The 26,163-nt window shown below is 60.7% G+C and carries 26 protein-coding genes and 2 tRNA genes; 21 read left to right on the plus strand and 7 right to left on the minus strand.

Features of this window, described 5'->3' with window-relative positions; translation table 11 throughout:
- On the minus strand, window positions 1–1,224 hold the full coding sequence (locus tag ABIB48_RS10725) for a sensor histidine kinase (RefSeq protein WP_396334197.1): 1,224 nt from the start codon (window positions 1,222–1,224) through the stop codon (window positions 1–3).
- A 126-nt stretch (window positions 1,225–1,350) separates the two neighbouring features.
- Here ABIB48_RS10725 and ABIB48_RS10730 point away from each other — a divergent pair, with 126 nt between their 5' ends.
- Window positions 1,351–2,418, plus strand: a complete 1,068-nt coding sequence (locus tag ABIB48_RS10730) for a 3-isopropylmalate dehydrogenase (protein WP_110106703.1) — start codon at window positions 1,351–1,353, stop codon at window positions 2,416–2,418.
- A 193-nt stretch (window positions 2,419–2,611) separates the two neighbouring features.
- A complete protein-coding gene (locus tag ABIB48_RS10735; RefSeq protein ID WP_315913151.1) occupies window positions 2,612–3,724 on the plus strand; it encodes a branched-chain amino acid aminotransferase in 1,113 nt (370 codons plus the stop codon).
- A 112-nt stretch (window positions 3,725–3,836) separates the two neighbouring features.
- Here ABIB48_RS10735 and ABIB48_RS10740 read toward each other — a convergent pair whose 3' ends face one another.
- The gene (locus ABIB48_RS10740; protein WP_110106705.1) at window positions 3,837–4,931 is read right to left on the minus strand and encodes a mechanosensitive ion channel family protein; all 1,095 of its coding nucleotides are present in this window, start codon (window positions 4,929–4,931) and stop codon (window positions 3,837–3,839) included.
- A 236-nt stretch (window positions 4,932–5,167) separates the two neighbouring features.
- Here ABIB48_RS10740 and ABIB48_RS10745 point away from each other — a divergent pair, with 236 nt between their 5' ends.
- From ABIB48_RS10745 to ABIB48_RS10770, 6 genes are all read left to right on the plus strand, one after another.
- Window positions 5,168–6,001, plus strand: coding sequence for a formate/nitrite transporter family protein (locus ABIB48_RS10745; protein ID WP_354212954.1), 834 nt, complete (start codon window positions 5,168–5,170; stop codon window positions 5,999–6,001).
- A gap of 44 nt (window positions 6,002–6,045) precedes the next feature.
- A complete protein-coding gene (locus tag ABIB48_RS10750; RefSeq protein ID WP_354212955.1) occupies window positions 6,046–6,822 on the plus strand; it encodes a fumarylacetoacetate hydrolase family protein in 777 nt (258 codons plus the stop codon).
- Between the two features lie 42 nt (window positions 6,823–6,864).
- Window positions 6,865–7,041, plus strand: a complete 177-nt coding sequence (locus ABIB48_RS10755; RefSeq protein WP_315913153.1) for a hypothetical protein — start codon at window positions 6,865–6,867, stop codon at window positions 7,039–7,041.
- Window positions 7,042–7,118: 77 nt separating this feature from the next.
- A complete protein-coding gene (locus ABIB48_RS10760) occupies window positions 7,119–8,444 on the plus strand; it encodes a sensor histidine kinase (protein WP_354212956.1) in 1,326 nt (441 codons plus the stop codon).
- Complete coding sequence (locus ABIB48_RS10765; RefSeq protein WP_354212957.1) at window positions 8,441–9,097, plus strand: response regulator; 657 nt, start codon at window positions 8,441–8,443, stop codon at window positions 9,095–9,097. Before ABIB48_RS10760 ends, ABIB48_RS10765 begins: the two co-directional genes overlap by 4 nt.
- A 204-nt stretch (window positions 9,098–9,301) precedes the next feature.
- A complete protein-coding gene (locus ABIB48_RS10770; protein WP_502914126.1) occupies window positions 9,302–10,780 on the plus strand; it encodes an amino acid permease in 1,479 nt (492 codons plus the stop codon).
- Between the two features lie 34 nt (window positions 10,781–10,814).
- Here the strand turns inward: ABIB48_RS10770 and ABIB48_RS10775 are convergent, their stop codons facing one another.
- Window positions 10,815–11,300: an SRPBCC family protein gene (locus tag ABIB48_RS10775; RefSeq protein WP_354212958.1), complete on the minus strand. Its 486-nt coding sequence runs from the start codon at window positions 11,298–11,300 to the stop codon at window positions 10,815–10,817.
- Entirely contained in the window at window positions 11,297–11,662 is a 366-nt protein-coding gene (locus tag ABIB48_RS10780; protein WP_354212975.1) for an ArsR/SmtB family transcription factor, read from the minus strand. The genes ABIB48_RS10775 and ABIB48_RS10780 overlap by 4 nt, the downstream gene beginning before the upstream one ends.
- A gap of 138 nt (window positions 11,663–11,800) precedes the next feature.
- Between ABIB48_RS10780 and gltX the strand changes: the two genes are divergently transcribed.
- The 10 genes from gltX (at window position 11,801) to ABIB48_RS10830 (ending at window position 19,571) form a co-directional block, all read left to right on the plus strand.
- Window positions 11,801–13,300, plus strand: a complete 1,500-nt coding sequence (gltX, locus tag ABIB48_RS10785) for a glutamate--tRNA ligase (protein ID WP_354212959.1) — start codon at window positions 11,801–11,803, stop codon at window positions 13,298–13,300.
- A gap of 5 nt (window positions 13,301–13,305) precedes the next feature.
- Window positions 13,306–14,109, plus strand: a complete 804-nt coding sequence (locus tag ABIB48_RS10790; protein WP_354212960.1) for an HAD family hydrolase — start codon at window positions 13,306–13,308, stop codon at window positions 14,107–14,109.
- Between the two features lie 129 nt (window positions 14,110–14,238).
- Window positions 14,239–14,310 (plus strand) — tRNA-Gln (locus ABIB48_RS10795).
- Between the two features lie 89 nt (window positions 14,311–14,399).
- A tRNA-Glu gene (locus tag ABIB48_RS10800) sits at window positions 14,400–14,472 on the plus strand.
- 204 nt (window positions 14,473–14,676) lie between these two features.
- Window positions 14,677–14,994, plus strand: a complete 318-nt coding sequence (locus ABIB48_RS10805; protein ID WP_354212961.1) for a DUF4234 domain-containing protein — start codon at window positions 14,677–14,679, stop codon at window positions 14,992–14,994.
- 214 nt (window positions 14,995–15,208) lie between these two features.
- Window positions 15,209–15,622, plus strand: a complete 414-nt coding sequence (locus tag ABIB48_RS10810; protein WP_354212962.1) for a hypothetical protein — start codon at window positions 15,209–15,211, stop codon at window positions 15,620–15,622.
- 1,215 nt (window positions 15,623–16,837) lie between these two features.
- Entirely contained in the window at window positions 16,838–17,464 is a 627-nt protein-coding gene (locus tag ABIB48_RS10815; protein ID WP_354212963.1) for a DUF433 domain-containing protein, read from the plus strand.
- Complete coding sequence (locus tag ABIB48_RS10820) at window positions 17,461–17,886, plus strand: PIN-like domain-containing protein (protein ID WP_354212964.1); 426 nt, start codon at window positions 17,461–17,463, stop codon at window positions 17,884–17,886. Before ABIB48_RS10815 ends, ABIB48_RS10820 begins: the two co-directional genes overlap by 4 nt.
- 32 nt (window positions 17,887–17,918) lie before the next feature.
- A complete protein-coding gene (locus ABIB48_RS10825; protein ID WP_354212965.1) occupies window positions 17,919–18,323 on the plus strand; it encodes an ImmA/IrrE family metallo-endopeptidase in 405 nt (134 codons plus the stop codon).
- A 279-nt stretch (window positions 18,324–18,602) separates the two neighbouring features.
- Entirely contained in the window at window positions 18,603–19,571 is a 969-nt protein-coding gene (locus ABIB48_RS10830) for a tyrosine-type recombinase/integrase (RefSeq protein ID WP_502914127.1), read from the plus strand.
- 282 nt (window positions 19,572–19,853) lie between these two features.
- Here ABIB48_RS10830 and ABIB48_RS10835 read toward each other — a convergent pair whose 3' ends face one another.
- A complete protein-coding gene (locus ABIB48_RS10835) occupies window positions 19,854–20,585 on the minus strand; it encodes a potassium channel family protein (RefSeq protein ID WP_354212967.1) in 732 nt (243 codons plus the stop codon).
- 137 nt (window positions 20,586–20,722) lie between these two features.
- Here ABIB48_RS10835 and ABIB48_RS10840 point away from each other — a divergent pair, with 137 nt between their 5' ends.
- Complete coding sequence (locus ABIB48_RS10840; protein WP_502914128.1) at window positions 20,723–22,570, plus strand: dynamin family protein; 1,848 nt, start codon at window positions 20,723–20,725, stop codon at window positions 22,568–22,570.
- The gene (locus tag ABIB48_RS10845; RefSeq protein WP_354212969.1) at window positions 22,567–24,177 is read left to right on the plus strand and encodes a GTPase; all 1,611 of its coding nucleotides are present in this window, start codon (window positions 22,567–22,569) and stop codon (window positions 24,175–24,177) included. Before ABIB48_RS10840 ends, ABIB48_RS10845 begins: the two co-directional genes overlap by 4 nt.
- Before the next feature lie 47 nt (window positions 24,178–24,224).
- On the opposite strand, the gene ABIB48_RS10850 is transcribed toward ABIB48_RS10845, so the two are convergent.
- Both ABIB48_RS10850 and ABIB48_RS10855 read right to left on the minus strand, forming a co-directional pair.
- Complete coding sequence (locus tag ABIB48_RS10850) at window positions 24,225–24,758, minus strand: DUF1697 domain-containing protein (protein WP_110106716.1); 534 nt, start codon at window positions 24,756–24,758, stop codon at window positions 24,225–24,227.
- A gap of 156 nt (window positions 24,759–24,914) precedes the next feature.
- On the minus strand, window positions 24,915–25,634 hold the full coding sequence (locus tag ABIB48_RS10855) for an IclR family transcriptional regulator (RefSeq protein WP_110106717.1): 720 nt from the start codon (window positions 25,632–25,634) through the stop codon (window positions 24,915–24,917).
- Between the two features lie 224 nt (window positions 25,635–25,858).
- On the opposite strand from ABIB48_RS10855, the gene ABIB48_RS10860 reads away from it, so the two are divergent.
- The coding region (locus ABIB48_RS10860; RefSeq protein ID WP_354212976.1) for an aconitase family protein at window positions 25,859–26,163 on the plus strand (305 nt) is incomplete at its 3' end.

Consider the following 26,163-nt stretch of genomic DNA (forward strand, 5'->3'; position numbering starts at 1 on the left):
TCAGTTCTCCGTGTAGGGGATGGATGCTGTGATGCCGAAGCCGCCGCCTGGCAGTGGGCCGGTGTGCAGGGTGCCGTCATACAGCTTGACCCGCTCGGCCATGCCGCGCAAGCCGTTGCCGCCGTCGGGCCCGGACAGTGCGCCGGATCCCTTCTCCGAGTATGACGCCGATGCGTCCCTCCCGTTGTCCCGCACCGACACGTCCAGACCGCGCGCGGTCCAGTCAAGGGTGACGCTGGCCTCCGCGTTGGGGCCGGCGTGCTTCATGGTGTTGGTCAGGCCTTCCTGCACTACGCGGTAGGCGGTGAGTTCTGCGCCCGGGGGCAGAAGCCGGCGGGCGCCGCCCTTCACCTCAACCGTGACTGGCAGGCCAGCGGCACGGATGCCCAGTAGTAGTTCGTCCAAGTCCATGAGGCCGGGCAGCGGTCGGGTCGATGCCTCGGCGTCGCCGCGCAGCACACCCAGCAGGCGGCGCATTTCTTGCAGCGAGCTACGTCCGGTCTGGGCAATCGTGGCCAGGGTTTCGGGTGCGATCTCCGGGTTGGCCACGGCGGCGTACCGGGCGCCGTCGGCCTGGGTGATGATGACGGAGAGGGAGTGCGCCACAATGTCATGCATTTCGCGGGCAATGTGGGCCCGCTCGTCACTGGCCGCCAGTTCGCGTTCGTGCTGTGCCTCAATCTCCAGCCGGTGTGCGCGGTCTGAGAGGGCCTGTTGCCGCAGCCGCTTGGTGCGGGTCAAATCCCCGGCTGTCCAACTGAACAGCACCAGCACCCAGACGGCTATCACAGTCACCACGCCGTACGGCAGGTCAGCCACGGAGCGGGAGGTGAGGTCATAGAAAAAGCGGCTGACGAGCATGATCGAGCCAATCATGGCCAGACCCAGCCCGCCCAGGCTGGCCCAGCGCGGGCCAAACGCCGCCAGCGCGTACACGATCACCGGCACGGCAATGTCTGCCGGCATGGGCTGGACGAACAGAGCCCACTGCAGGATCGCCACTGCCGCGATGATGCACCCGGCCATGACGGTTCGGGTGCGCCGCCACGCGAGCGGAAAGACAAGTGCCGTGGCGAAGAGGACGGTCAACCATGAGGAGGCGTAGTTGCCGTCGTACACGGAGGTCACCATGCTGAAGGGGGCCAGTGCCAGCCACAGTACGGCCATGAGGATAAAGTCCACGGCAAAGCGGTGACGTAGGAACCAGTCGTAGATGGAATGCATGAACACATCCATAACTCTAGAGCGCAGCCCACACGAGGACATCCTGCCGTGGGTGGAGATCTGCTGGCTCATCCAAATGCTGAGACACTTTGCCCATCATGTGGATACTTTGACTAGGCTGAATTCATGAGCGCATCGACTGAGACTGCTGTTATTGACATTGCTGTAATTGCTGGCGACGGCATTGGCCCCGAGGTGACGGCAGAGGCTGTGAAGGTCCTGAAAAAGGTCACCTCCGCCGAGGGCCTTGAGCTGGCACTGACAGATTACAAGCTCGGCGCCGAGCACTGGCTGGCCACCGGCGAGACCCTGCCCGAGAAAACCATCCAGGCCCTGCGCGGCCATGATGCCATCCTCTTCGGCGCTGTTGGCGCTGCCCCCGGGGACACGTCCATCCCCTCAGGGCTGATCGAGCGCGAGATGCTGCTGAAGCTGCGCTTCGCCCTGGATCATTACGTGAACTTGCGTCCCTCATTCCTGTACGACGGCGTGGCCTCACCGCTGGCGAACCCCGGCGCCATCGACTTCGTGGTGGTCCGTGAAGGCACCGAAGGTCCCTACGTGGGCAACGGCGGCGTGCTGCGCAAGGGAACACCTCACGAGGTTGCCACCGAGGTCTCCGTCAACACCGCCTTCGGTGTGGAGCGTCTGGTCCGGGACGGTTTCCGCCGCGCCAACGAACGCCCCCGTAAGAAGCTCACCTACGTGCACAAGCACAACGTGTTGGTCTATGCCGGGCACCTGTGGAAGCGCACCGTTGAAGCTGTTGCTGCCGAATTCCCGTTGGTCAGTGTGGACTACCTGCACGTGGATGCGGCCATGATCTTTTTGGTCACCGATCCGGCCCGCTTCGATGTCATCGTCACCGATAACCTCTTTGGGGACATCGTTACGGACCTGGCAGCCGCGGTCACCGGCGGAATCGGCCTTGCCGCCTCCGGCAACATCAACATGGACCGCACCGCGCCGTCCATGTTTGAACCGGTCCATGGTTCGGCCCCGGACATTGCCGGCCAGCAGAAAGCGGATCCCACCGCGGCCATCCTCTCAGCTGCCCTGCTGCTGCACCATCTGGGACACAACGGTGCTGCGGCCAAGATCGAAGCGGCCGTGAAAGCCGATGTGTCAACCCGCAACCCGGCCTCACCCAGGTCCACCAGCACCATCGGTGACGCCATTGCGGCGGCACTGTAACGCCGTCGTACGTGGTGGGGTGAGAGTATCTAGTTCGGCGTGAGAACGCAGCTGTGCAGGGGTACGCTTAACCAATAGAGTGAGTGCATATTAACCGAAGGGTTCTGCGCACCGCTGACGGTGCGCAGAACGGCACTAAACTCCTGTCTGACACCGGAATCGGCGAGGGCGGGCACAACCTTGTGGAGGAAGCATGACCGAGACAGCCAGTGAGCTGACCTTTTCCCAGCAGCTCAACGAGAACCCGAAGAGCGCAGCCGTGCGTGAGACGATTTTGGCGAACCCCGGATTCGGCGACTACTTCACGGATCACACAGCTGTGGTGGATTACAAGGTTGATGCACAGGGTGCGGGCGGCTGGTCCAACGCACGCATTGAGCCGTATGGTCCCATCGCCATGGACCCGGCCGCCGCTGTGCTGCACTATGGCCAGGAAATCTTCGAAGGCATGAAGGCTTACCGTCACGCCGACGGGTCCATCTGGACGTTCCGTGCTGAGGCCAACGCAGCCCGGTTGAACGCCTCAGCCCGCCGGTTGGCGCTACCTGAGCTACCACCGGAAACGTTCCTGGAGTCCTTGCGCCAGCTGGTCTCGGTAGACCAGGACTGGGTACCCTCCGGCGACGGCGACGCGCTGTACTTGCGCCCGTTCATGATCGCCACCGAGGCGTTCTTGGGTGTGCGCCCGTCCCGTGAGGTCTCCTACCGCGTCATCGCTTCACCGGCTGGGAACTACTTTGGCGGAGAGTTGAAGCCTGTCTCCATCTGGCTCACCACCACCTTTGCCCGCGCCGGCGAAGGCGGCACCGGTGAGGCCAAGTGCGGTGGCAATTATGCTGCCTCGCTCGCCGCACAGATGGAAGCCGAAGCCAACGGCTGCAAGCAGGTGCTGTTCCTGGACCCGCACAATGACAATGCTGTTGAGGAACTGGGCGGCATGAACATCTTCTTCGTGTTCAAGGACGGCACCCTGGTCACCCCCGAGCTCAACGGGCATATCCTGCACGGGATCACCCGCTCCTCCGTCATGCAGCTGGCTGCGGACCGCGGCTTGAAGGTCCAAGAACGCAAGATCACCATCGATGAATGGCGTGCCGGCGTTGCCGCCGGGGACATCACTGAGGTGTTCGCCTGCGGCACAGCAGCTGTCATCACCCCCATCGGTGAGCTCAAGACGGCCGAAGGCACCATCGCCTCACCAGCCCACGGCATTGGTGAGGTCACAGCAGCCATCCGCGAGCAACTGCTGGGCATCCAGACCGGCACGGTCGAGGACCTTCACGGTTGGCTGACGCGCCTGGCTTAGGAGTTTTTGCAAGACTTTCGGTTTTCGCGCCCGCCTCCCAGATCCGCGCCCGTTCTAACGGGCGCGGATCTGGGAGGCGGGCGCGGTTTTGTTTGAGCTGCTCTGCATATAACTAAGCGTGTGAGGAGCTCAACTCAAGAGTGGGCGCGGGAGCCTCGTCAGCTCCATTTCCGTCTGCTGTGCCCTTCTCCCACCGCTGACGCGGGATTGAGGCAGCATGCAGGTCCTGGATATGGGTCAGCAGGGATTCACGGACCAGGCAGCGCAGATCCCAGAGATCGCCGCTATCCCTGGCACTGACCACGATGCGCAGACGCACCAGTGCGTTGACGGCGTCGGTCACTTCCAGCTTGCCGGTGCGCCCGTCCCACAGGGGCGTGGCCGCCAGTGTCTGGATCAGGTGCTGGCGGAGCTGGTCTACGGGAGCCAGCCAGTCGACGTCGAACTCCACACTGCCCATGATTTTGGGACTATTCCGGGTCCAATTTTCAAAAGGTGTGCTGGTGAAATGGGTGGAAGGCAGAATCAACATCCGCTCATCCCACACGCGCACCACCACATAGGTCAAGGTGATTTCCTCCACCCGTCCCCACAGTCCTTCCACCACCACCACATCGTCAATGCGTATTGCATCGGTAAACGCCAGCTGGACACCGGCAAAAACGTTGGAGAGGGAACTCTGCACGGCCAGGCCGGCAACAATGGAAATCAGCCCGGCGGAGGCTAGGAGACCGGTGCCCAGCGTGCGTACCTCGGGAATGGTCAGCAGCAGTCCCGCCACGGCCAGCGTAATCAGCAAGGCCGTAATAATGCGCCTGCCCAAGGTGACTTGCGTGGTGAGCCGGCGCAGCTTGCGGTTATCCACGCTCTGGGCCGTGAAGTTACGCAGCAGCAGCCGTTCGCCGATGCCCAGGGTGACAATCGCCAGCCAGCACAAAGCGACGATAAACGCGGCCATCGTGACAAAATCCACGGCGGGGAACCAGCCCCTGCCTGATGCGGTGAGCGAGAGTGCAACGCGGACCCCAACAAGGGTAAGGACGCCAAAAACGGGAAGCCTGGCTTTTGCCGAGCGCCGAGGAAAACCAGGAACTTTTCGAAAGGCGTAGTTGGCGCAGAGCCTGATGACCAAGGTCAGCAGTGCTGCCACTGCCACGGCAGCCAAGACCGCCAGAAGGGGCAAAATGTACTTATCGAATGAATCCATCTTCTGATGGTGTCAGAGCCTACCGGGGGTTTGTCCACCTGAGGCCGTGCACATTCACGTCATTTTCACGCCTTTGCGCGTCCCGGGAAGTGAAAGTTTCTGCCGATTCTTGGGGTCAAACGTGCCAGCACTGGCCTACTATTCTCACAGGGAGTTGCCAGTGCAGGGCGGCAGGCGCGTGGGCAAACACGTGGGCAGGCCAGTAAATAGGGGAGCTAAAAGATGGACGAGGATTCATGACGGACGAGGCACGCAGGCGGGAGCTGGGCGAGAACGACGCGGCGGTGGAGGAGGAGATTGAAACCGCCTTCGACGCCATCGTGGATGAGGGTGCGCAGCGGTTGCACCGTACATGGCCCAATGTCTTAGTTACTGGTTTCTTTGGCGGCATCGAGGTGGGCCTCGGTGTCATGGGCTACCTAGCCGTGGAGCACGCCACAGGCAGCAAGCTACTGGGAGGGCTGGCTTTTGGCATTGGATTTGTCGCCCTACTCCTGGCCAAGAGTGAACTGTTCACCGAAGGTTTTCTGGTCCCCATTGCCGCGGTCGTGGCCAAGGAGGCCAGGCTGGGGCAGCTGTTCAAATTGTGGGGCGGGACGCTGGTCGGCAACTTAGCGGGCGGGTGGCTGTTCATGTGGATCGTGGTGCAGGCGTTCCCGCAATGGCGGGAGATGTTGATTGAATCTGGAGCTCAGTTTGCGCTGGCACCCTTCTCGGTGCAGACGGCCGCTTTGGCAGTCTTAGGTGGCAGTACCATCACGCTCATGACGCGTATGCAGCATGGGACCGAATCGGTACCGGGGAAGATTGTTGCCGCCATGGGAGGCGGCTTTTTGCTGGCCGGGTTGCCCCTGTTCCACTCGGTGCTGGATTCGCTGCTGATCTTTGGGGCCATCCATGCGGGAGCAAGTTATGGCTACCTCGAATGGCTGAGCTGGTTCTGGTATGCGGTGGTGTTCAACGTTTTGGGCGGGGTGGTGCTTGTAACAGCTCTTCGCTTAGTGCGTTCACTGGAGCTCATCAAGGAAAGACGCAATGACGGCGGTGGACGCAAGAGACAGGCCAGGTAGCGCGGGAACCACGTTAGCCAGCATTTCCCGATAGACTTTTACACATGCGTATAGCCCGTTTTGTAGTAGACAATGACCCCATGTACGGCATCGTGGAAGGGGCCGCAGGCAGTGAAGTCGTCACCGTCATCAAGGGCGACCCCTTCTTCAATGGTGTGGAAAAAACTACCATCCACTACCCGCTGGATGACGTGCGCCTGGTGGCCCCGATCATTCCGCGCTCCAAAATCATTGGTGTGGGCCGCAACTTCGCCGAGCACGCCCGCGAACTTGGCAACGAGGTCCCCGAAAGCCCGCTGCTGTTCCTGAAGCCCAACACTTCCGTAATAGGGCCCAACGAGCCGATTGTGCTGCCGGAATTCTCCGAAGAGGTCTCCTACGAGGCTGAACTGTGTGTGGTCATTGGGCGCATCTGCAAAGACGTCCCGGAGGAGCGCGTAGACGAGGTCATCTTCGGCTACACCTGCGGCAACGATCTCACGGCCCGCGACGTCCAGGCAGGAGACGGCCAGTGGGCACGCGCCAAGGGCTTTGACACCTCCGCACCCTTGGGTCCGTGGATCGAAACCGAGCTGGACCCTGAGGACATCTCCATCAAGGGCTGGCTCAACGGCGAACTCCGCCAGGACGGCAGCAGCAACCAGATGGTGCGCAGTGTCCGCGAAGTCGTCTCGATCGTCTCCCACGCGTTCACCCTACTCCCGGGTGACGTCATCATGACAGGCACCCCGGCCGGCGTCGATCTCTTGGCGGCCGGCGACCGCTACGACGTTGAAATTGAAGGCATCGGGCGCCTCTCCAACCCGGTGGTGCGCCGCTAGTTTCATGCCTTTTTTGGCGAACGTACGACGACGGGACTTGGCGTGAGCGGCCAGCGCGCCTTTGGGCGCGGGGTTGCCCAAACGATGAACGCGGCTGCGCGGGAGCGATTGAAGAACCCGCCACCCAAGCCGGTGGCGGGTTGGCTCTTTGCCGTAGTGCTCGCGGCCGCCAGCTTCGTGCTGAAGTTGCGCCGGTTGCTGAAGCAGCGCCGGAAGTAGCGGACTGTCCGGCTTTGCCGCCAGGTGACAACTTTAGTTGGATGTGCCGCCTGCCCAGTGAATCTTAGGCTCAAAGCATGAAGATAAAATTGCTTGCCCCCGAAAGCCCGTGGCGCACGGTGGCCCTTGTTGTGGCGGTCGTCGTGGCCGATGTGCTGATGTCCGTTCTCTCGATCGGACTGGGAATTGACGACGGGACAGTGCCCGACCCTGAAAATGCCGGACTTGAGTGGGCATGCTTTGGATTTGCCCCTCTGCTGGCCCCGTTGGGTGCTGTGGCCCTGATTTGGCGGCACCGCTTTCCGCGATCGGTGGCCGCAACGGCGGCTGTGTTGGGCGTGCTCTCGTTCAGTGGCGTGGCATTTTTCGTTGCCCTGTTTCTGTTGGCCAAACGGCGCCTTGACTGGTGGGTGGCGGCAGTGGTTGCCCTGGCGATCGGCACTGAGGCACTGCTGGGGATAGACACGGCTCACTGGCACTATATGCTCCTGTTGTTGGTGTTTGTCTACGGCGCCATTGCCGTGTGGGGCGCCTATCGCGGCCAGCGGCGCCGGCTCCGTGAATCCCAGCTGACTGAGTTGACGAACCAGGCCGCACGGGCCCAAGCCGAACGTGTCACCGATGCCGAACGTACCCGGCTCGCCGAACGCCACAGGATCGCCCGCGAAATGCACGACACTTTGGCCCACCGCATGTCCCTGGTTGCAGTGCAGGCAGCGGCACTGCAGGTTGATGCCGCGGATCCGGAAACGGTCGCTTCGGCCGGGCTGATCCGAGAGACCGCCCACGCAGCACTGGGTGAATTGCGGGAAGTTCTCGGGGTGCTGCGCGATGACGGCACCGCTGCCGGGTCCTCGGATCCGGACGCCGGAACAGGGGATTGGGAGAGTGTTCAACCGGGCGCGAAGTCCAACGCAGACGCCGTCTACGCCCCGGCCGGGATCGCACAGATTGCCGGCCTGGTGACACAGTGGCGCCAGGCCGGCATCGGCGTTAGCTACTCGCCGTTGCCAGTAGCCGCCACCGAGATTCCGGACCCCGAGATTCCGGACGCCGTTAGTCGTGCCGCTTTCCGGGTGGTGCAGGAAGGCCTGACTAACGTGGCCCGACACGCACCGGAAGCACATGCAGACGTGTATTTGGAACTGGCCCACATGTCAGCTGGAAACGCCGAACTCCTTGTTAGGGTCACCAACACGGCCGGTACCCCGAGTGGATCGGTTCCGGGCGCCGGGCTGGGCCTAGTGGGACTTAACGAGCGGGTACAGATTCTCGGTGGGAAGCTGGACTACGGTCCGAAGGGCTCCGGGAGCAACGGGGGCGGATTCGAATTGGCGGCCCGCATGCCTTTCACCGGGCAGGCGCAGAATGACGGCGGCGCCACGGAGGGTCCGAGCGCATGAGTAAAAAAATTCGCGTGATAGTAGCCGACGACGAGGCCCTTGTCAGGGCGGCACTGGTGAAGATGGTCAACTCTCGCCCTGACATGGAGGTGGTGGGGGAGGCTGCCAGCGGCCCGCAAGCGGTGAGATGTGCACAGACGCAACGGTGCGAGGTGGTCCTGATGGACGTGCGCATGCCCGGCGGCGACGGCATCGCGGCGACGGGACAATTGCGCGCCCTGGCTGAGCCGCCGCAGGTGTTGGTGCTGACCACCTTTGATCTGGATGACTACGTGTTCGCGGCACTCGAGGCGGGTTCGGCTGGATTCCTGCTCAAGGACACAGACCCGGAGAGGTTATTTCACGCCATCCGTGCCGTGGCTGCGGGGGAGGGGATGCTGGCACCCACCGTAACGAGGCGGCTCATTGAGCGGACGCGGGAACGGGCGGAGGCTGCGAGGTCGAACGTGGCCGTGGCGCGGCTGGAACTGCTGACGGCCCGAGAAGTAGAGGTCCTTGATGTGCTGGCGCAGGGGATGAGTAATGACGGAATTGCTAAGGCGCTTTTCCTCAGTGAGGGCACTGTCAAAACGCATGTCTCGCGGATTTTAGCCAAGTTGGGGCTGGAGAACAGGGTGCAGGCGGCGCTGGTTTTTAGGGATTCACGCCACTGATGGCGTGATGGGGGAGCTCAACGCGCAGTGATCGGTGAGCGCAGTGATCGGTGAGCTCACCGCAGGGCACTGCCGACCCAAGGCCCCAAGGTTGGCGTAGTAGAATCGTCAAGTCTTTCGCGCCCCAGTTTGTGAGGCCCCGCAGAAACACGGGCATTACAGGGGTGGCGAGTCAGGACGTTAACCGACCTAAGGATTTTTTGCGTGTCACACAACGTCACAGACACAGACACAGACACAGACACAGTCTCACCTTCGCCCGAAAACGACGCAGCGCCAGCCCCTGACCGCGTTTCAGCTGAGGGCTACCAACAGACGTTGTCCCGGCGGCACGTGACCATGATCGCCATGGGTGGGGCTATCGGCGTCGGACTTTTCATGGGAGCGGGCGGGCGGCTGGCCAGTACCGGACCGGCCCTGATCTTCTCCTACGTCATTGCCGGGGCCATCGCCTACCTGCTCATGCGGGCACTGGGTGAACTGATCATGTACCGCCAAACCTCCGGCTCCTTTGTGTCCTATGCGGGCGAGCTTTTTGGCAAAAAGGGTGCCTACCTTTCCGGCTGGATGTATTTCATCAACTGGGCCATGACGGGGATCGCCGAACTCATTGCCATAGGCCTGTACTTCACTTACTTCTTCCCCGGCGTGCCCGTGGAGATCAGTGCGGTGTGTGCGTTGGTGTTGCTGGTTGCTGTGAACCTGCTCAGTGTGAAGGCGTTTGGCGAGTTTGAATTTTGGGCGGCCTGCCTGAAGGTGGGCGCCATTGTGATCTTCCTGGTAGTGGGTACCATCATGGTGGTCATGAACGCGCAGGTGGGTCAATCACACGCCGCTGTGAGCAACCTATTCCTTGGTGGAAGCATGTTCCCCAAGGGTGGGCTGGTCATGATCCTGGCCCTGAACGCCGTGATCTTCGCCTTCAACGCAATTGAATTAGTGGGCATTACCGCCGGTGAGATGAAGAATCCAGAACGCGAGGTACCCAAGGCGATTCGCGCCGTGGTGCTGCGTATTGTGGTGTTTTACGTTGGCTCGGTTTCGCTGTTGGCCATGCTCATGCCTTCTAATCAGTACAAGTCCGGGGAGAGTCCGTTCGTCACGGTATTCGCCACGATGGGTCTGGATTGGGTGGGCTCCGTCATGAACTTTGTCGTGATCACGGCAGCGCTTTCCTCCTGCAATTCGGGGCTGTATTCCATTGGCCGGATCTTCCGAACCATGGCCAACAATGGGCACGCACCCGCCTGGCTGACCAAGATGTCATCGCGGCACGTGCCGTATGCAGCCATTTTGAGCATTGCCGGCGTGTACCTGGTGGGCGTACTGGCAAACATTTGGCTGGGCGGATCCCACGCCTTTGATCTGGCCCTGAACACCGCCTCCATTGGTGTGATCTTCACTTGGGGCTCCATCTTCGCCTGCCAGATCATGCTGCGCCGAAAGAAGGGCAAGGTGTCCTCGCTGCCCATGCCCGGCGCACCGTGGACAAGCTGGATCGGCCTGGTTGCACTGATGGTCATCACGGTGCTCATCGGCTTCGACACCATGAGCAATCCCGACGAAAGCCAGTACCTGCTGGGCCTGTGGACCCTTTGCACTGTGCCCGTGCTGGCGCTGGTGCTCTGGTTCGGGTGGCAGTTTGTGAAGAAGAACGAGCCTAAGAACGCCCTCTTCACCTAGGGGACGGGATCATTTTGCGTTTGGGGTGCGGAGGCTAGCCGGCGAGGATGGCGTCGATCTGGCCCATCGCTTGGCTTATGCCTTCCTCCATACCCATGGCCAGCATCTTTTCCATCTGCTCGGCGCTTTCGAACGTTGTGGTGACGCTCATACGGGTCCCACCGCCGGTGTTGTCGATGGCGACTGCCATGTGGGCCGAACTCATCTCGATCACGGGGGAGCCATGCTCGTCGGCGAATCCGTCGTCGAGTTCAAGGCTGCTCGGCCCGGCCACTGCCGTGAACTTCCACCAGCCCCGGGCCTTGGTGCCGTCAGGGCCTGTCATGAAGTAGTCGGCCTTGCCGCCGGGATGGAATTCGTACCGCTCAAAAGTTGCCGGCCAGGTGGGCGGCCCCCACCAGCGCTCCAGCTGGCGCGGGTCCTCCCAGATCTGCCAGACGCGTTCGACGGCGGCACTAAACTCAGCCGTGATGCGCAGCGAAAGGTTCTCGGTGCTCTTAGTGGTATTGGTGACGGTCATGGGACTGCCTTTCCGTAGCTGTCATCGTGGGGGTCTTCGGCCAAGATTGTGGCGATTCGGTCTACTCGCGCTCGCCAGATCGCCTCGTAGTTCTCCAACAGACGTTGAGCCTTGTGCAGCCCGTTGCGATCGGCGCGCACTATCTGCTCCCGGCCGCGTTTCTCCTTGGTTACCAGGGAAGCGCGTTCCAACACGGCCACATGTTTCTGGACCGCTGCGAAACTCATGTCATAGTGCTGCCCAAGCCCGGAGACGGACAGCCCGTCCAAGCCGACCCGTCTGAGCATGTCGCGGCGGGTGGAATCGGAAAATGCCTGGAACAGGCGGTCCAGTTCAAGTTCTCTTAGCTCATCTACAACCATTTGGTTGTAGATTAGACCGGAACGGAATGCCGTGTCAAGGGGTGGGCCGGGCGGGAGCGGCGCCCGCGTGCCGCCGTGGTGCGTGAAATTGGGGTTCAGTTCGACACCGGCCACAGGGCGTCTAAACTAGAAACCATCATGACTAACGCCTCCGCAATCCCCACTGTCACCGCCGAAACTCCTGTCCGGGTACGCTTTTGCCCCTCGCCCACCGGAACGCCCCACGTGGGGCTGATCCGTACGGCCCTGTTCAACTGGGCCTACGCCCGTCATACCGGCGGGAAGATGATTTTTCGCATCGAAGATACCGACGCCAAGCGTGACAGTGAGGAAAGCTACCTCCAGCTCCTCGACGCGCTGAAATGGCTGGGTATCACCTGGGATGAGGGTGTAGAGGTGGGTGGGCCGCACGCGCCGTACCGCCAGTCGCAGCGTGGGGACATCTACAAGGATGTCATTGCCAAGCTGGTTGCAGGCGGGCACGCCTATGAGTCTTATTCCACACCCGAGGAAGTCGAGGATCGTCACAAAGCTGCCGGTCGAGACGTTAAGCTTGGATACGACAACTTTGACCGTGACCTCACATCTGAGCAGATTGCTGCTTTTAAGCAAGAGGGTCGCCAGCCGGCGCTGCGTCTGCGCATGCCGGATGCTGACATCACGTTCACCGATTTGGTCCGGGGCGAGATCACCTTTAAGGCAGGATCAGTCCCGGACTACGCCATTGTCCGCCCCAATGGGGCACCGTTGTACACGCTGGTGAATCCTGTTGATGATGCCCTCATGGGCGTCACCCACGTGCTGCGCGGCGAGGATCTACTCTCCTCCACACCCCGCCAGGTTGCCCTCTATGAGGCGCTGTACGCGATTGGTGTTGCCGAGTACATGCCGTTGTTCGGCCACCTGCCCTACGTCATGGGCGCCGGCAACAAGAAGCTCTCCAAGCGCGACCCCGAGTCGAGCCTGTTCCTGCACCGCGACCACGGCTTCATCCCCGAAGGCCTGCTGAACTACCTCTCGCTGCTGGGCTGGTCGCTCTCTGCTGACGAGGACATCTTCACCGTGGCCCAGCTTGTGGAAAACTTCGATGTCCACGACGTCCTGGCCAACCCGGCCCGCTTCGACATCAAGAAGGCCGAGGCCATCAACGGCACGCACGTCCGGCTGTTAGAGGCGAGCGACTTCCGCAACCGTCTGGTCCCGTACCTGCAGGCTGCCGAGCTGGTGGGCGAGACGCTGACGCCGCGCGAGAACATCATCCTTTCCGAGGCTGCTCCGCTAGTTCAGGAGCGCATCACCTTGTTGGGTGAGGCGCCGGAGATGATGGCGTTCCTTTTCAAGAAGGACGACGCCGTTGACGTCGCCGAGGATGCCCTCAAGGGCATGCCGGAGAACCTGGGTGAGGTTTTGGATGCTGCCCTGGCGGCGCTGGAACCCTTGGAATCTTGGGACGCCGAGTCTATTCAGTCCGCTTTGAAGTCGGCGCTGGTGGAGGGCTTGGGCATCAAGCCGCGGTTCGCCTTTGGGCCCGTACGGACCGCGATGTCCGGGCGTAAGGTTTCCCCGCCGCTCTTTGAATCCATGGTGATCCTGGGCAAGGAGTCCTCATTGACCCGCCTGCGCGCGTTCAGGGGATAAGTTCCTTGACGCACAGCGCACTACAAAACACCCTTGACTCCGTAGCTTTTGCAGCGCGGGTCAAGGGTGTTTTGTTTGACATTGACGAGACCCTTGTTGACCTCGTGGCAGCCATGTCAGAGGCCATGATCGCCGCGTCCGAGCATTTGCTGCCGCACTTTGGGCCGGAGGAATGGTCCCGTTTTGCCGCCTCATATATGGCAGACGCGCACAACTACTATGATCGCTACGTTGCGGGCGAGTTCACCTTCGCTGAACAGCGCGGACTGCGGGCACAGGCTGTCTTTGAGGAACTGGGTTTCACCGGGTTTGACGCCGCCGTCCAGGCTCAGTGGATTGCCGATTTCGAAGAAGCGCAGCCACGCTCCATCCGCGCTTTTGCCGACGTCGTACCGTTGCTGGACGCGCTGGATGCTGCGGGGATCCCGTACGGTGCCGTCAGCAATAATGTCCACGATTACCAGCGAGCCAAGCTGGACCAAGCCGGGCTGGCGCGTATAGGGGTGCTGGTGGGAATCGACACCGTTTCGGTTGCAAAACCCGATCCCGCCATTTTTCGAGAAGGCTGCCGGCTCCTAGGGACCGCTCCTGAGCAGACACTGTATGTGGGGGACAACTTCATGGTGGACGGCGTGGGTTCCGTCAGCGCGGGCCTGCACGGCATGTGGTTGAACAGGGAGGGCGCCCCCGTGCCCGGTCCTGCGAGCATTGGTGTTGATCCGGCGGTGCTGGCGCTGGTTCACAGCGTGGAAACACTGACTCAGGTGGGCAGCCTTTTGGGGCTTTTTGAACCCGTATCAACGCTGTGATGCACGACTCAGCGAAAAGCTTCCTTTTTGTTTTGGTGTTCAGCAAACTCTCGGGTATAGTTTTATCCCGGCGCGAGGGCCGCTGAAGGAACGGGGAAACCCGGGCATTCAAGGCAATCACCCAGCCATTGGGATATGGTGTAATTGGCAACACATCGGTTTCTGGTACCGACATTCTAGGTTCGAGTCCTGGTATCCCAGCGCTTGCAAAAGCCGCCTTACATTTGGCGGGCAAGACAATCTTGAGGCAATAGCTGAAAGGTTCGTTGAGCTAAAAATGGATGTATTAGGGCCCCATCGTATAGCGGCCTAGTACGCTGCCCTCTCACGGCGGTAACGCGGGTTCGAATCCCGCTGGGGTCACAAGCAAGGCCGGGTATCCACTAGGTACCCGGCCTTTTTGCTGTGCTCCGGGCCCGGGGTTGGGGGCTGGCCGGCAAAATGTGATGCCGCCTGCTGGTGGACCGAAATGTGTCGGATGTATGTAGCGCTAGTTTGCTACTCTGCCCTGCCCACCGGCTTACAATGACTCTTCATTGTTATCGTTAGCCTGATAAAAGGATCCCTATGAAGCATCGCAGTCCTGCCGCGCCACTACTTCTGCCGTTCATCACCTTCGGCGTCTATTCGATTGTTTGGTATGTGAAGAGCAAGGTCGAGATGAATACCCGCGGAGCAGGTATTCCTACCGCGTGGCTGATCTTGGTTCCAATTGCGGACATCTGGTGGATGTGGAGGTTCGCAGTTGGTGTGGAGGGAGTCTCAGGTATGAGCAGGCATGGTGCGTTCTGGCTATTGCTGCTGCTGGGACCCATCGGCGCTGCTGTAGTGCAAAGCAGCCTTAATGGTTCCGCTGCTGCCAGGGGTCAGAAAGTCATGTACTAGGCCTCGCGGGGAAATTGGTGTTACCTCTGCAATGATGGGGTGGTTAATTGGTAACTAAACACTTTCGGCACTTCCTCCAGCGTCGTTACAGACGGAAGAGCCGGCGTCGCGAATGAACCTCAAAGCCTACGAGAACGGGTTGATCCGGCTATGGCCACGCATCAGAGCTCAGTGCGCCGAGTGGGCAGTATAGACAAGGCTCACGGTTTCAACGTTGTCTACACGACTCTGGATCAGACTTGAGGCCGCGGGAGAATCCATCCCGGCGCCGCACTTCGCAGAGGGGCGGCCACCAGGTGTCGATAACCTTCCCGCGAAAGCACGGAAGGCCACGATCGACATGCTGCGAGTCCTCGTTGACATGAACAAGGAGGTGGTGGGCAATGTCGAACAGCATCCCACCCATATGAACCAGGCAGGAGACAGCCCCGCCAACCCCAAAGGCAAGAAGGTCCCGTACGTGGACCCGCACGCCCACCCAGACGCAGACAGCGCCGGCAACATCCCATTGCCGGCTAACTGGTACGACCTAGCCGCAGACGGCTCCCGCAACCGCGGCGCTGAAGAAGACGCCAGAGCCCGCGAGCGCGGCGAAGAAACTCAAGACACCGAAAGGTCAGGTTCATAGTGGCCCGGGCTCTCCGTCCTCAACCGACGATCCTCGTGATTCGCAACATACCGTTCGTTCGCTCTACTTTTGCTGATCTAACTCGCTATGAGTCGGGAACGTCATCGCCCGTCCATGCGCCGGGCTACGAATTCACAAGTGAGTTAGTGCGTTTGTGGATCAATTTCCTAGACCTCCCGAACCTGGGGGAGATTTGCGAGCAGTTGGCACGATGGGCTAACCCCAACCAACCTCCCATTAACGAGGTAACAGCGCCGGTGTTAGCTGCGATTGTAGAGTTTGGCGCAGTATCGCAGCCAACCGGCCCCTATGATCGTGCAGCTATCCGAACGGCTTGGCACTTCCTCTTGGAGACGCTAAGAGATCTGATCGACGGTTTGCTACTAGACCCCACCCAAGGCTACTCGGAGCCACTTACCTTGGAATTTCAGAGTTCCCTAAACAATATCGCGAGAGAAGCAGAGAATCACGAGTCCGCCGGGCAGGCGCACTGGGCCCTTATGGAAAGCCGAGAGCAGGCCGAACGCGCCCAGGAGGCTCGGGAATTTGCAGAGCTTGCTGCTGGCGTTAGCTCAAGTGCTCGGCTAACTGGTAGCTACGACCAGTATGCAACTGCGAACGAAAAAGAATCAAAGTTCTTTCGTCGATCAACCCTTGCTTTAGTGGCTGCTGCGATTATTATCCCATTCATCCTTCACGTGATGCTGCTGACAACATTTCAACTGGAATCTACGAACCTTGCCACGCTCATATATCCTCTGGTCGTGTCGGGCGGTCTATTCGGAGTCGCTGGATACTGCTCTAGGCAGGCCCATCTACACCGAACTCTTGCGACATGGTCCAAGACCATTAGCATCCAACTGCAGACATTCGATGGATTTGTGGCACCTGTCGATAATGTGGCCCTTCGTGACACCCTGAGGTCGCAATTCGCTGAACGTGTCTTCGGCGCCCATCCAAAACTCAAGGGTGAACCTGGAGTCTCTGCCAGTAGCCCTATGATCGATACAGTTCTAACAAAATTTACCCGAGACCCTAGTGCTTAAGGGATTCTTCGGCGTCATTCACAACCGCGTGCGCGGCGAAGAAGGGCAAGTGAGGCTAGGTGGTCTTGACTAAGCCATTCAACACACAATTACATTTGATGGCACCAGCCGTTCCTGTCTGTCATGCTGTAGACACCAGTAAGGCAGGCCCCAATAAGGAGGTGAATAATTGGCCTTTCCCATAGATCTCACGGCAGCACTTACCGGAACTTCAGTTTCGCAGCTTCAGCGCTGGCGGTCAGGCGGACTTGCTGTCCCCGAAATTAGCGGCAAGAATCCCGCAATGTATTCCTTCAGGGACCTTGTCGCGATTAGAACCATCGCGTACATGAGGAGAGATATTTCCCTTCAGAAGATCCGTAAGGCATTCAAGAACTTGGATGTTCTCGACTTCACTGAGCACCCATCGTCCTACCGGTTCGGCACTGACGGTAATACCATCGGCGTTGAAGATGAGTTCAAGCAGGTAGTCGACCTTGTCAAAAACCCTGGTCAGACTAACTTCTTTTCAATGGCTGAGGTTTTCTCCTCATTTACAAATGCTTCAGGATCCCAGGTCGTAGATTTCATGCGCCCCCGCAGACATCTGCAAGTTGATCCACGCCGCATGGGTGGCTGGCCTACGATCGAAGGAACCCGAGTCACCTACGACACTGTGGCCAGCCTCGTTGACGGTGAGACCATCACTACTGACGATGTCGACTATTACTTCCCAGCAGTCAGCAGCGCAGCAGCACGAGATGCCATTTCATTTTCCGACCAAGTCGCACACATCGGTCGAAAGAAGGCAGTGTGAAATTTTTCATCGACGAGAACATCTCACCTCGTCTAGCTGAGCCTCTTGGAGTCATCTACAAAGGCCACGAATTCGGCACAGCTACCACCGAAGGTACGGCCTCCATCCTTGACGAGGACCTCTTCCCCCTGATCCGAAGCCGCGGCTACGATGCGATCATCACCAAAGATGGACAACAGCTTCGGCGCGATACAGAACGTCGCGCCATCTTCGACCAAGGCCTTCATTGGATTGGGTACAAGATGAAAGCTCAGCCCGGTGTTCTCGGGTTCGCTATCGAGTCCTCAACAATCGTTGCTGGCCTTGCCTACTTCTTCGCTGACGTTCGCCAAGAGCCGCATGCATACGAAGTAAAGGGCATGACCACTGAGCCTGGACAGCGAATAAAGACTAGCCCCCTCTGGATACCTTCCTGGAAGTGACAATGTCATAACCTCCCCATGCTCTCGAACGTATGTTCGATCCTTGGGGAGCGCTTCGGCGGCTGACACATATCCACATCTCATTTGTTCGCATGCCCGACGGCGCTCCTGGGCGCACCGACGGCCTGAAAGTAATCTGGTTGGATAGCAGGCTTCAGCAAGACGAGCGTCGCTGCACCTTGGCACACGAGCTCGTCCCCTTGGAGTTTGGGCATGCCGGCTGCCAAGCGCCGAGGATTGAATACGAGGTCCGCGCGGAAACAGCGCGACGCCTCATCCCCCTGGAAGCACTTTGCACACACGCTGCCTGGGCCGCCAGCATCCATGAACTAGCAGCGGATCTATGGGTGACCCCCGAAGTAGCCACCGACCGGCTGCAAACACTCACACCCGATGAGACGGCACAGTTGTCGCTCGTCGAGCACCAAACCCGCTGACCCTCGGGCAGCCCACAAGAATCGAAGAACGTCATGCGAGGTAGGCCTCAACTCCCCATCGACCACTACGGAGACATCGGATACTCAGAACGCATCAACAAAGACGACGCCAAGACCATCTACGCCCGCACCAGCTTCCGTGACTAGGACGGCATCACCCGGCGTATCAGCGCCACCGGAAAATCCAAGGCAGCTGCAGCCCAGGCACTCAAGAAGAAGCTGGCCGACCGCAAGCAGCTCGGCACGGGCGAGATCACTCCGGAGACCCGCTTCAAGATCCTGGCCGAGGAATGGTATGCCGACAAACTCACCGAGGGGCTGGCATACCGCACCACCGAACGTCACCGTCAAGCCCTAGACACATACATCTTGCCGGCCCTGTCAGAACTCCGTCTCCGCGAAGCCACCACCGGACGGCTGGACCGGTTTGTTCGCGCCGTCGGAAAGAACATCGGAGCCCCCACCGCCAACATCGTCAAAGGCATCCTGAAGGGAATCATGGGCATGGCCGCCCGCTACGACACAGTGCCCTCCAACCCCGCCAGAGACGTCCATGTCCACAAAGTAGAGACCGCCGCCATCCGGGCACTCACCCTGGCCGAATCTAAAGCCATGCGCCAGCACGCAGAGGATGAGCTGGCAACGCGGACCACTGACCAGCGCTTGGCCAAGACAGGAGATGCCCGGCGCATGGGAGGGCGCAACCGATCAGGCGTACTCCTAGACATCATCGATGCCCTCATTGCCACTGGCGTCCGCCCAGGGGGAGTACTTGCAATCCGATCAACCAGGCTCGAGCTCGAAGTAGAGGTGCCATCCGTCCGCATCGACTCCACCATCATGCGCATCAAAGGCCAAGGCCTGGTCATCCAAGAGAACACCAAAGCCAACGACATCCGCCGGCTGGCACTGCCGCAGTTCGCCGTTGACCTCTTCACCCGTGCACTTCAAGAACGCCAACCCAACGAATGGGACGTTGTCTTCACCTCGGCCACTGGCACCCTCATGGACCCCCGCAACCTAGGCCACGCCTGGACCAAAACCTTCGCCGGATCTGACTTCGCGTGGGTCACGCCCAAAACGCTTCGAAAAACGGTGGCCACGCTCATCGATGCCGAACACGGCAGCGAGAAGGCCGCCCGTCAGCTCGGCCACGCCTCCGACGAGATGACTAGAAAGCACTACATCGAGCCATCCAAAGCCGCGATCGACCAACGCCAAACCCTCTCCCAGTTCCGGGATGAATAGCGGCCTAGGTAACCAATAATTCACCACTAATTCCGGTAAAAGGATCGAAAAGCCGATACATAGCGGTATCTAAGGGGCCTACGAGCGCCCCCAAAATCCTTGTGTTCTTGCGGAAGATGGGCCATTGGGGGAGTGGCGGTAAGTTGCGGTATTTCCTGGAGCGCTGTTCGGCGGTAACGCGGGTTCGAATCCCGCTGGGGTCACAAGCAAGGCCGGGTATCCACTAGATACCCGGCCTTTTTGCTGTGCTCCGGGCCTCCAAACTGCCCGGCAGCTCAGTTATCAGTGGTGGCAAAAGTGCCTGGCATCTGAGTTATCAGTGGTGGCGAGCTCACGCCGTAACTGGCGTATCTCGTCCCTCAGCACTTTGATGTCCTCCACGCTCGCGGTCTGTGCACGGGCGTCATTGGTTGAGACTTTTTCAACTAGCCATGAGGCAAGTGTGGCTGTGATGGTGCCCAACAAGGCAATGCCACCAATCATCAATCCGACGGCGATGAACCGACCCGTTGCACTTACAGGGGAAAGATCGCCATAGCCCACCGTCGTGATGGTGACAATGGCCCACCAGGCAGCATCACCAAAAGAATTGATAGACGCCTGCGGTGCGCTCTTCTCGGCGTCGTACATGGCAAGTGCGCCAATATAGACGAGTAGTCCGGAGGCGGCAATGACATACGTGACAACGCGACCCCGAAGGGCGTTGCCCGCCACTCTCTGCAACACACTGATCAAGGTGACAAGGCGCAGCAGGCGAAGGGGCCGGAGCATTGGCAGCAGCACAATTGCCAGTTCAAGAAGATGCCGGAAAAACCAGCTCAAGCGTTGAGGTGCCAGCCACAGCGAAACTACATAGTCGATGACGAATAAGCCCCACGTGATGTAAATGAACCAGCCGGCAACAGTTGTTGCCGGACCGGCAGCAATGACCTGCACGGAATAGGCGGTCAAGAAAAGGATGGAAATAATGATGAGTGGCCATTCAGCGGCCCGCTGCCAACGCTCCAAAGTCATTCCGCGAGCTTATAGTCTGAAGCCGCCACTCATTGTCAGGCGTGAGTGGCGCAGTTGGTAGCCGCTACAACACCCACCACAACAATTTCGAACCGGAACCCCTCCAATGGGCCCAATGGATGTACCGAACTGGCATGATGAAGCTTGTGAACCCCACTGATTCGAGTGACCCCCGTGGCATCAGCGGCGCCCCCGCCCCGGCCCACACCCCCACCGCGGGAACGAGCGGCAACCAGGACGCCCCAGCTCAACAGGTGGCTGCCATCGGCCTTCTCGAAGAGGTCCGCACCGAGCTGGCCGGCTTGGAATTGCCTCTGGCCCTGCCCAACGCCGATGAGGCGCGTGCCACGGCTGTCAACGCTCTCGGTCAGCTCGAGGACTACATCCTGCCGCGATGGCGCAGCCTCGACGCTCCGCTGTTGGCGGTGGTTGGCGGCTCCACCGGCGCCGGCAAATCAACGCTTGTGAACGCATTGGTGGGCCACCCTGTCACCCGTTCCGGGGCCATCCGTCCCACCACTCGACAGCCCATCCTGCTCCACCATCCTCACGATGCGGACTGGTTCACCTCCACCCGGGTGCTGCCTTCGCTGAGCCGCGTTCAGGGCGAGCTCATCAAGGAGAACACGCCTGCCTCGCGCGCCGGAGTGGCCCCGGATGCGCGCGCCATGACGTCTCTGGTGCTGGTGGCGGATCCTGCAATACCGCAGGGCGTGGCCCTCTTGGACGCCCCGGATGTGGACTCCATTTCCGATGACAACCGCCAGCTCGCCGGGCAGCTCCTGGCTGCTGCGGATCTCTGGCTTTTTGTCACCACGGCCAATCGCTATGCCGATGCTGTGCCGTGGAAACTCCTCCTGGACGCTGCCTCACGCGATATCACCGTGGCCGTCATCTTGGACCGGGTCCCGGCCGGTGCCGAGCAGGAAGTTGCCGCAGACCTGCACGCCATGCTGAACCGTGAGGGGTTGGCCGGCGCACAGTTATTTGTGGTCCCAGAGACAGAACTCAATGAGCTTGGCATGCTCCCGCCGCCAGTTGTTGCGCCCATCAACGCCTGGCTGGCCAACATCAGCGAGGATGCTGCTGGCCGCGCAGAGATTGTCCGCCGCACCCTCAACGGCACCGTCCGCTCCCTCTCCGGGCGGCTTACCGCGCTTTCCCAGGCTGTTCAAGACCAGCACGACGCCGGTGCGCAGCTTCGCGACGACGTCCAGGCTGCTTTTGCGGACGCTGGGACCAGGATCAGCCAGTCCACCTCAGATGGCACCCTTCTCCGGGGCGAGGTGCTGGCCCGCTGGCAGGACTTTGTTGGCACCGGCGAGTTCTTTAGGGCTCTTGAAAGTAACATTGGCCGTCTCCGTGACCGGATTGGCGCCTTCTTTAAGGGCCAGCCGCCACCCGCTATCAAAGTTGAGTCCGCCATTGAAACGGGGCTGCAGGCAGTCATCCTCGATCAGGCTGCCCGTGCTGCGGAGGACGCGGATCAGCGCTGGCGGGCGGATCCTGCAGGACGCCAGCTCCTTGGACTTGAGGATCTCTCAGGCGTCACCGCGGAATTCCCAGCAGAAGTGGCCGCTGAAATCAGGGCCTGGCAGGGCGAGGTACTAGAACTCATTCGCTCCGAGGGCGCCGCCAAGCGTTCGCAGGCCCGCTGGCTCTCCTTCGGGGTCAACGGATTGGGAGTGGTCCTGATGATCGTTGTCTTTTCCTTCACCGGGGGACTCACGGGAGCCGAGGTGGGGATCGCAGGAGGCACCGCCGTCGTGGGTCAGAAACTGCTCGAAGCGATTTTTGGCGAGGATGCTGTGCGCCGTCTGGCCAAGGACGCCAAAACCGCCCTCGACACCCGGTGCGCCCGCCTCTTGGACGGCCAGCAACAGCGATTTTTCGAGTGTCTGGCACCCACACAAGCGGATGCCAGACGTCTTGGCGACCTCGCGGGGCAACTGGCAGAACTCGGTACGCAGGGAGGTGCTGCATGAGCCGCCACCGCGAAAGTCGCGCCGAATCCACACTGGACCGCCAGCTGATTGCCCTCAATCAAGCCCGCGAATTGGGTGAGGGCCGCCTCGACGACGCTACGCTGGATGCCGTTTACGGGGTCCTGGAACGGGCCTCCTCGCGGCGATCTTTGAGCGCCGATCACACGGTGGTGGGTTTCTTTGGGGCAACCGGAAGCGGGAAGTCCTCGCTGTTCAACGCCGTCTCTGGCGCGGATGCCGCCCGGGTTGCCGTGCGCCGCCCCACCACCAGTGAGCCGCTCGCCATGGTGTGGGGCCTGGACGGCAGTGCTCCGCTGCTCGATTGGCTGGAGGTGACTGACCGCCGTGAAGGCACCCCGGTCCCGGACCTGGTGGACAACTCCGGCGGGCTGGTCTTGTTGGACCTGCCGGATTTTGACTCGGTCCAGCTGGGCAATAGGGCCATTGTGGAACGGTTGGCTGGGCAGGTGGATGTTCTGGTGTGGGTATTGGACCCGCAAAAGTACGCCGATGCGGCCATCCACAACGATTTCATCCGAGCTTTCTCAACCCATGCAGACGTCACGCTGGTGGTGCTGAATCAAGTAGACAAGCTCGCTCCCGCGGAAGTTAAACCCGTGCTGGAATCCTTGGCCGCTATTTTGGACCGTGACGGGCTCCCCAATGTGAAAATCTCGGGTGTCTCCGCGACCACGGGACTAGGTGTGCCGCAGCTGCGTGGGCGCATTGCCTCCGTGGTCAAGGCTAAGGCAGCCAAATCTGCCCGGCTGGCAGCTGACGTGGCTGTGGCGGCGCGGCATCTGGCTGATGCGGGCGGAGTTGGTGATGCCGCGGGTGTGCACCAGCAGGATCGCAAAATGTTGGCTGCGGGGTTGGCCGGTGCCGTGCACGTGGAAACAGTGGTCGATGCCGTGAAGACGTCTTACCGATTGGAGGCCACCAAGCGGACGGGTTGGCCTGTGACGCGGTGGGTAGCGCGCTTCCGTAAGGATCCACTGCGCCGCCTGAGCCTGCGGCGGGAAGGTTCTTCAGAGGTGAACCGTACCTCGCTGCCTCCGGCCGGGGCCGCCGAACAGGCCCGGCTTGACACCTCCGTGCGGGACTTTTCCGATGCGGTCAGTGCCGGGGCGCCCGGTCCGTGGCGGGCTTCTATCCGGGCCGCCGCACGCAGCAACCGCAAACAGCTTCCCGATGCACTGGATCAGGCAGTGGCCGGCACCGATTTGAAGGCGAACACCCGGGCGTGGTGGTGGCCGGTAGTCTCACTCATCCAATGGCTGGCATTGCTGGTGGCGGTGGGCGGATTGGGGTGGCTGGGCGCGCTGGCCGTGCTCGGCTACCTACAGTTGCCCGTCCCGGAAACCCCGCAGGTGCAGGGTTGGCCACTGCCTACCTTGATGCTGCTCGGGGGAGCGGTGCTGGGGATATTCCTGGCGGTCAGCAGCAAATTCATAGCACTGGCTGGGGCTAACGCTCGCGCAAACCAAGCCCGACGGCGGTTACGCGAGAGCGTTGCTGCCACAGGTGAGCTCCTGGTGGTAGCCCCGGCCGAGGCTGAAATTGCACTCTCACGGCAGTTCCAGGAAGCACTCGCGGAAGCCCGCTAAGTTGATTTCTGATCCCCGCGGCTAGATCTGTTGGGCCTCACGCAGGCTCAGCCGGCCAGGAAGTCCTGCGCCTTGAGCAATGTGCGCAAGTTGCGAGTGGTTGTTGTGCTCTTATAGCGAGCTTTCGCGGACAGTTTACTAAACGGGCTGTCCAGGGTACTTCCGGCAGTTGCCGGCCACGCGATGGCCTCGGGGCTGAGGCGCACAAATTCAGCCCCGGGGATTTCACTGGCGTGCCGGGCCAGTTCATCAAGTGCCGCGGGGTCTGAGCTGAGCGTGACATAGCTTGTGGTCTGCGCGTCATCGGCCGGGTAGGGGCAGGCATCGATGATGGATTCCAGGGTGGGCGCTTCGATGACCACAACCCAGGCGTCGTAACGGAACCGCTCGCGCAAGAGGGTCTCAACCATGGATTTCAGTTCATCTGCGGTGACTTCGGCGGAGCAAACAACGTTTCCCGAGGCCAGCAGAGTCCGCACCTTTGACAGGGGGAGGGTGGCCAGTGCTGCTCGGAGCTCGGCCATCTTCAAGTTGATGCCGCCCACATTGATCCCGCGCAGGAAGAGCGCATATTTGCTCATGCGCAAACTCTACCCGACGGCCAGGGATCCACTGAGGCGGCGCTGCGTTAACGTATAAACGGTGTGCCACTCCAAGAGTGGCACACCGTTTGAGCGTAATGGAACGCAGGCATCGAGGGAGGCCCGGCGCGGTTGGGGTGATGCTGCTAGAAGTTCTTAGGACGTGCTCTTGCGCAGGGCTTCGGTCAGGATCCGGGAAGCGTTGCACACAATTTCCGCGTGCAGGCGCCCTGGCTGACGGGTCAGGCGCTCAATGGGCCCTGAGATGGAGACGGCAGCGATCACCCGGCCGGACGGGCCACGCACCGGGGCCGAGACCGAGGCAACCCCAGGCTCACGTTCGCCAAGGGACTGACCCCACCCACGCCGTCGTACTCCAGCCAAAACGGTGGGTGTGAAGCGGGCGTTATGCAAGCCCTCCAGCAAACGCTCGTGGTCCTCCCACGCCAGCAAAACCTGCGCGGCGGAACCGGCCTTCATGGTCAGCTGCGTACCCACAGGAATGGTGTCGCGCAGGCCGATGGGCCGCTCGGCCGAAGCCACGCAGACACGGGAATCGCCCTGGCGGCGGAATATTTGTGCGCTCTCACCGGTGGAATCACGCAATTGCAGCAGCACCGGACCGGCGGCGGCAATCAGCCTGTCCTCGCCAGCGGCCGAGGCAAGCTCAACGAGCCTGCTGCCCAGCACAAACCTGCCCTGCATGTCACGGCTGACGAGCCTGTGATGTACCAAGGCTAGTGCCAACCTGTGCACGGTGGGCCGGGCTAGTCCGGTGGCCGCGACGAGCTGAGCCAAGGTGGTGGGGCCGGCTTCTAATGCATCAAGCACAAGAGCCGCTTTGTCGATGACGCCAACGCCACTAGAATTGTCCATGTACTGATATTACCGTCTCATTATGTGAGATGCCAATCGAAGGATTGGCATCCTCCTCGATGGGGCTGGAACAGTGGTCATATACAAACCAGCGAACACGCTTGACGTTCCCGTCACATTCTACGCGACGGGGTTTTGCGGCAGGGGTTCAACAAGTGAAGGGAGCTGCTGTGAGCGAGTCAATCACTCCCCGCACAGTGGACAATGCAGCAGTGGATAAGGCTATGAGCGCCCCGCGCAAGGAAGCGAAGACGTTGGCCGAAAAAGTGTGGCGCGATCATGTTGTCCGCCAGGGTGAAGGCGTGGGCGATGCTGCTCAGCCTGATCTTCTTTACATTGACCTTCACTTGGTCCATGAGGTCACCTCCCCGCAGGCGTTCGAGGGTTTGCGACTGGCTGGCCGTCCGCTGCGCCGCCCCGACTTGACGATCGCCACGGAGGATCACAACACTCCCACGTTGGCCATTGACCGTCCTATTGCTGATCTGACGAGCCGTACGCAGATCCAGACTTTGCGTAATAACTGCGC

It is taken from the genome of Arthrobacter sp. UYCu511 (assembly GCF_040547105.1).
GTDB classification, from domain to species: Bacteria; Actinomycetota; Actinomycetes; order Actinomycetales; family Micrococcaceae; genus Specibacter; species Specibacter psychrochitiniphilus.

Bases quoted from the DNA above. Each gene is read 5' to 3' on its own strand.
- ABIB48_RS10725 (WP_396334197.1), bottom strand. From the start codon at position 1,224: ATGCATTCCATCTACGACTGGTTCCTACGTCACCGCTTTGCCGTGGAC.
- ABIB48_RS10730 (WP_110106703.1), top strand. From the start codon at position 1,351: ATGAGCGCATCGACTGAGACTGCTGTTATTGACATTGCTGTAATTGCT.
- ABIB48_RS10745 (WP_354212954.1), top strand. From the start codon at position 5,168: ATGACGGACGAGGCACGCAGGCGGGAGCTGGGCGAGAACGACGCGGCG.
- ABIB48_RS10850 (WP_110106716.1), bottom strand. From the start codon at position 24,758: ATGAGCAAATATGCGCTCTTCCTGCGCGGGATCAATGTGGGCGGCATC.
- ABIB48_RS10805 (WP_354212961.1), top strand. From the start codon at position 14,677: ATGAAGCATCGCAGTCCTGCCGCGCCACTACTTCTGCCGTTCATCACC.
- gltX (WP_354212959.1), top strand. From the start codon at position 11,801: ATGACTAACGCCTCCGCAATCCCCACTGTCACCGCCGAAACTCCTGTC.
- ABIB48_RS10760 (WP_354212956.1), top strand. From the start codon at position 7,119: ATGAAGATAAAATTGCTTGCCCCCGAAAGCCCGTGGCGCACGGTGGCC.
- ABIB48_RS10740 (WP_110106705.1), bottom strand. From the start codon at position 4,931: ATGGATTCATTCGATAAGTACATTTTGCCCCTTCTGGCGGTCTTGGCT.
- ABIB48_RS10855 (WP_110106717.1), bottom strand. From the start codon at position 25,634: ATGGACAATTCTAGTGGCGTTGGCGTCATCGACAAAGCGGCTCTTGTG.
- ABIB48_RS10845 (WP_354212969.1), top strand. From the start codon at position 22,567: ATGAGCCGCCACCGCGAAAGTCGCGCCGAATCCACACTGGACCGCCAG.
- ABIB48_RS10765 (WP_354212957.1), top strand. From the start codon at position 8,441: ATGAGTAAAAAAATTCGCGTGATAGTAGCCGACGACGAGGCCCTTGTC.
- ABIB48_RS10835 (WP_354212967.1), bottom strand. From the start codon at position 20,585: ATGACTTTGGAGCGTTGGCAGCGGGCCGCTGAATGGCCACTCATCATT.
- ABIB48_RS10780 (WP_354212975.1), bottom strand. From the start codon at position 11,662: ATGGTTGTAGATGAGCTAAGAGAACTTGAACTGGACCGCCTGTTCCAG.
- ABIB48_RS10735 (WP_315913151.1), top strand. From the start codon at position 2,612: ATGACCGAGACAGCCAGTGAGCTGACCTTTTCCCAGCAGCTCAACGAG.
- ABIB48_RS10775 (WP_354212958.1), bottom strand. From the start codon at position 11,300: ATGACCGTCACCAATACCACTAAGAGCACCGAGAACCTTTCGCTGCGC.
- ABIB48_RS10840 (WP_502914128.1), top strand. From the start codon at position 20,723: ATGAAGCTTGTGAACCCCACTGATTCGAGTGACCCCCGTGGCATCAGC.
- ABIB48_RS10750 (WP_354212955.1), top strand. From the start codon at position 6,046: ATGCGTATAGCCCGTTTTGTAGTAGACAATGACCCCATGTACGGCATC.
- ABIB48_RS10825 (WP_354212965.1), top strand. From the start codon at position 17,919: ATGTTCGATCCTTGGGGAGCGCTTCGGCGGCTGACACATATCCACATC.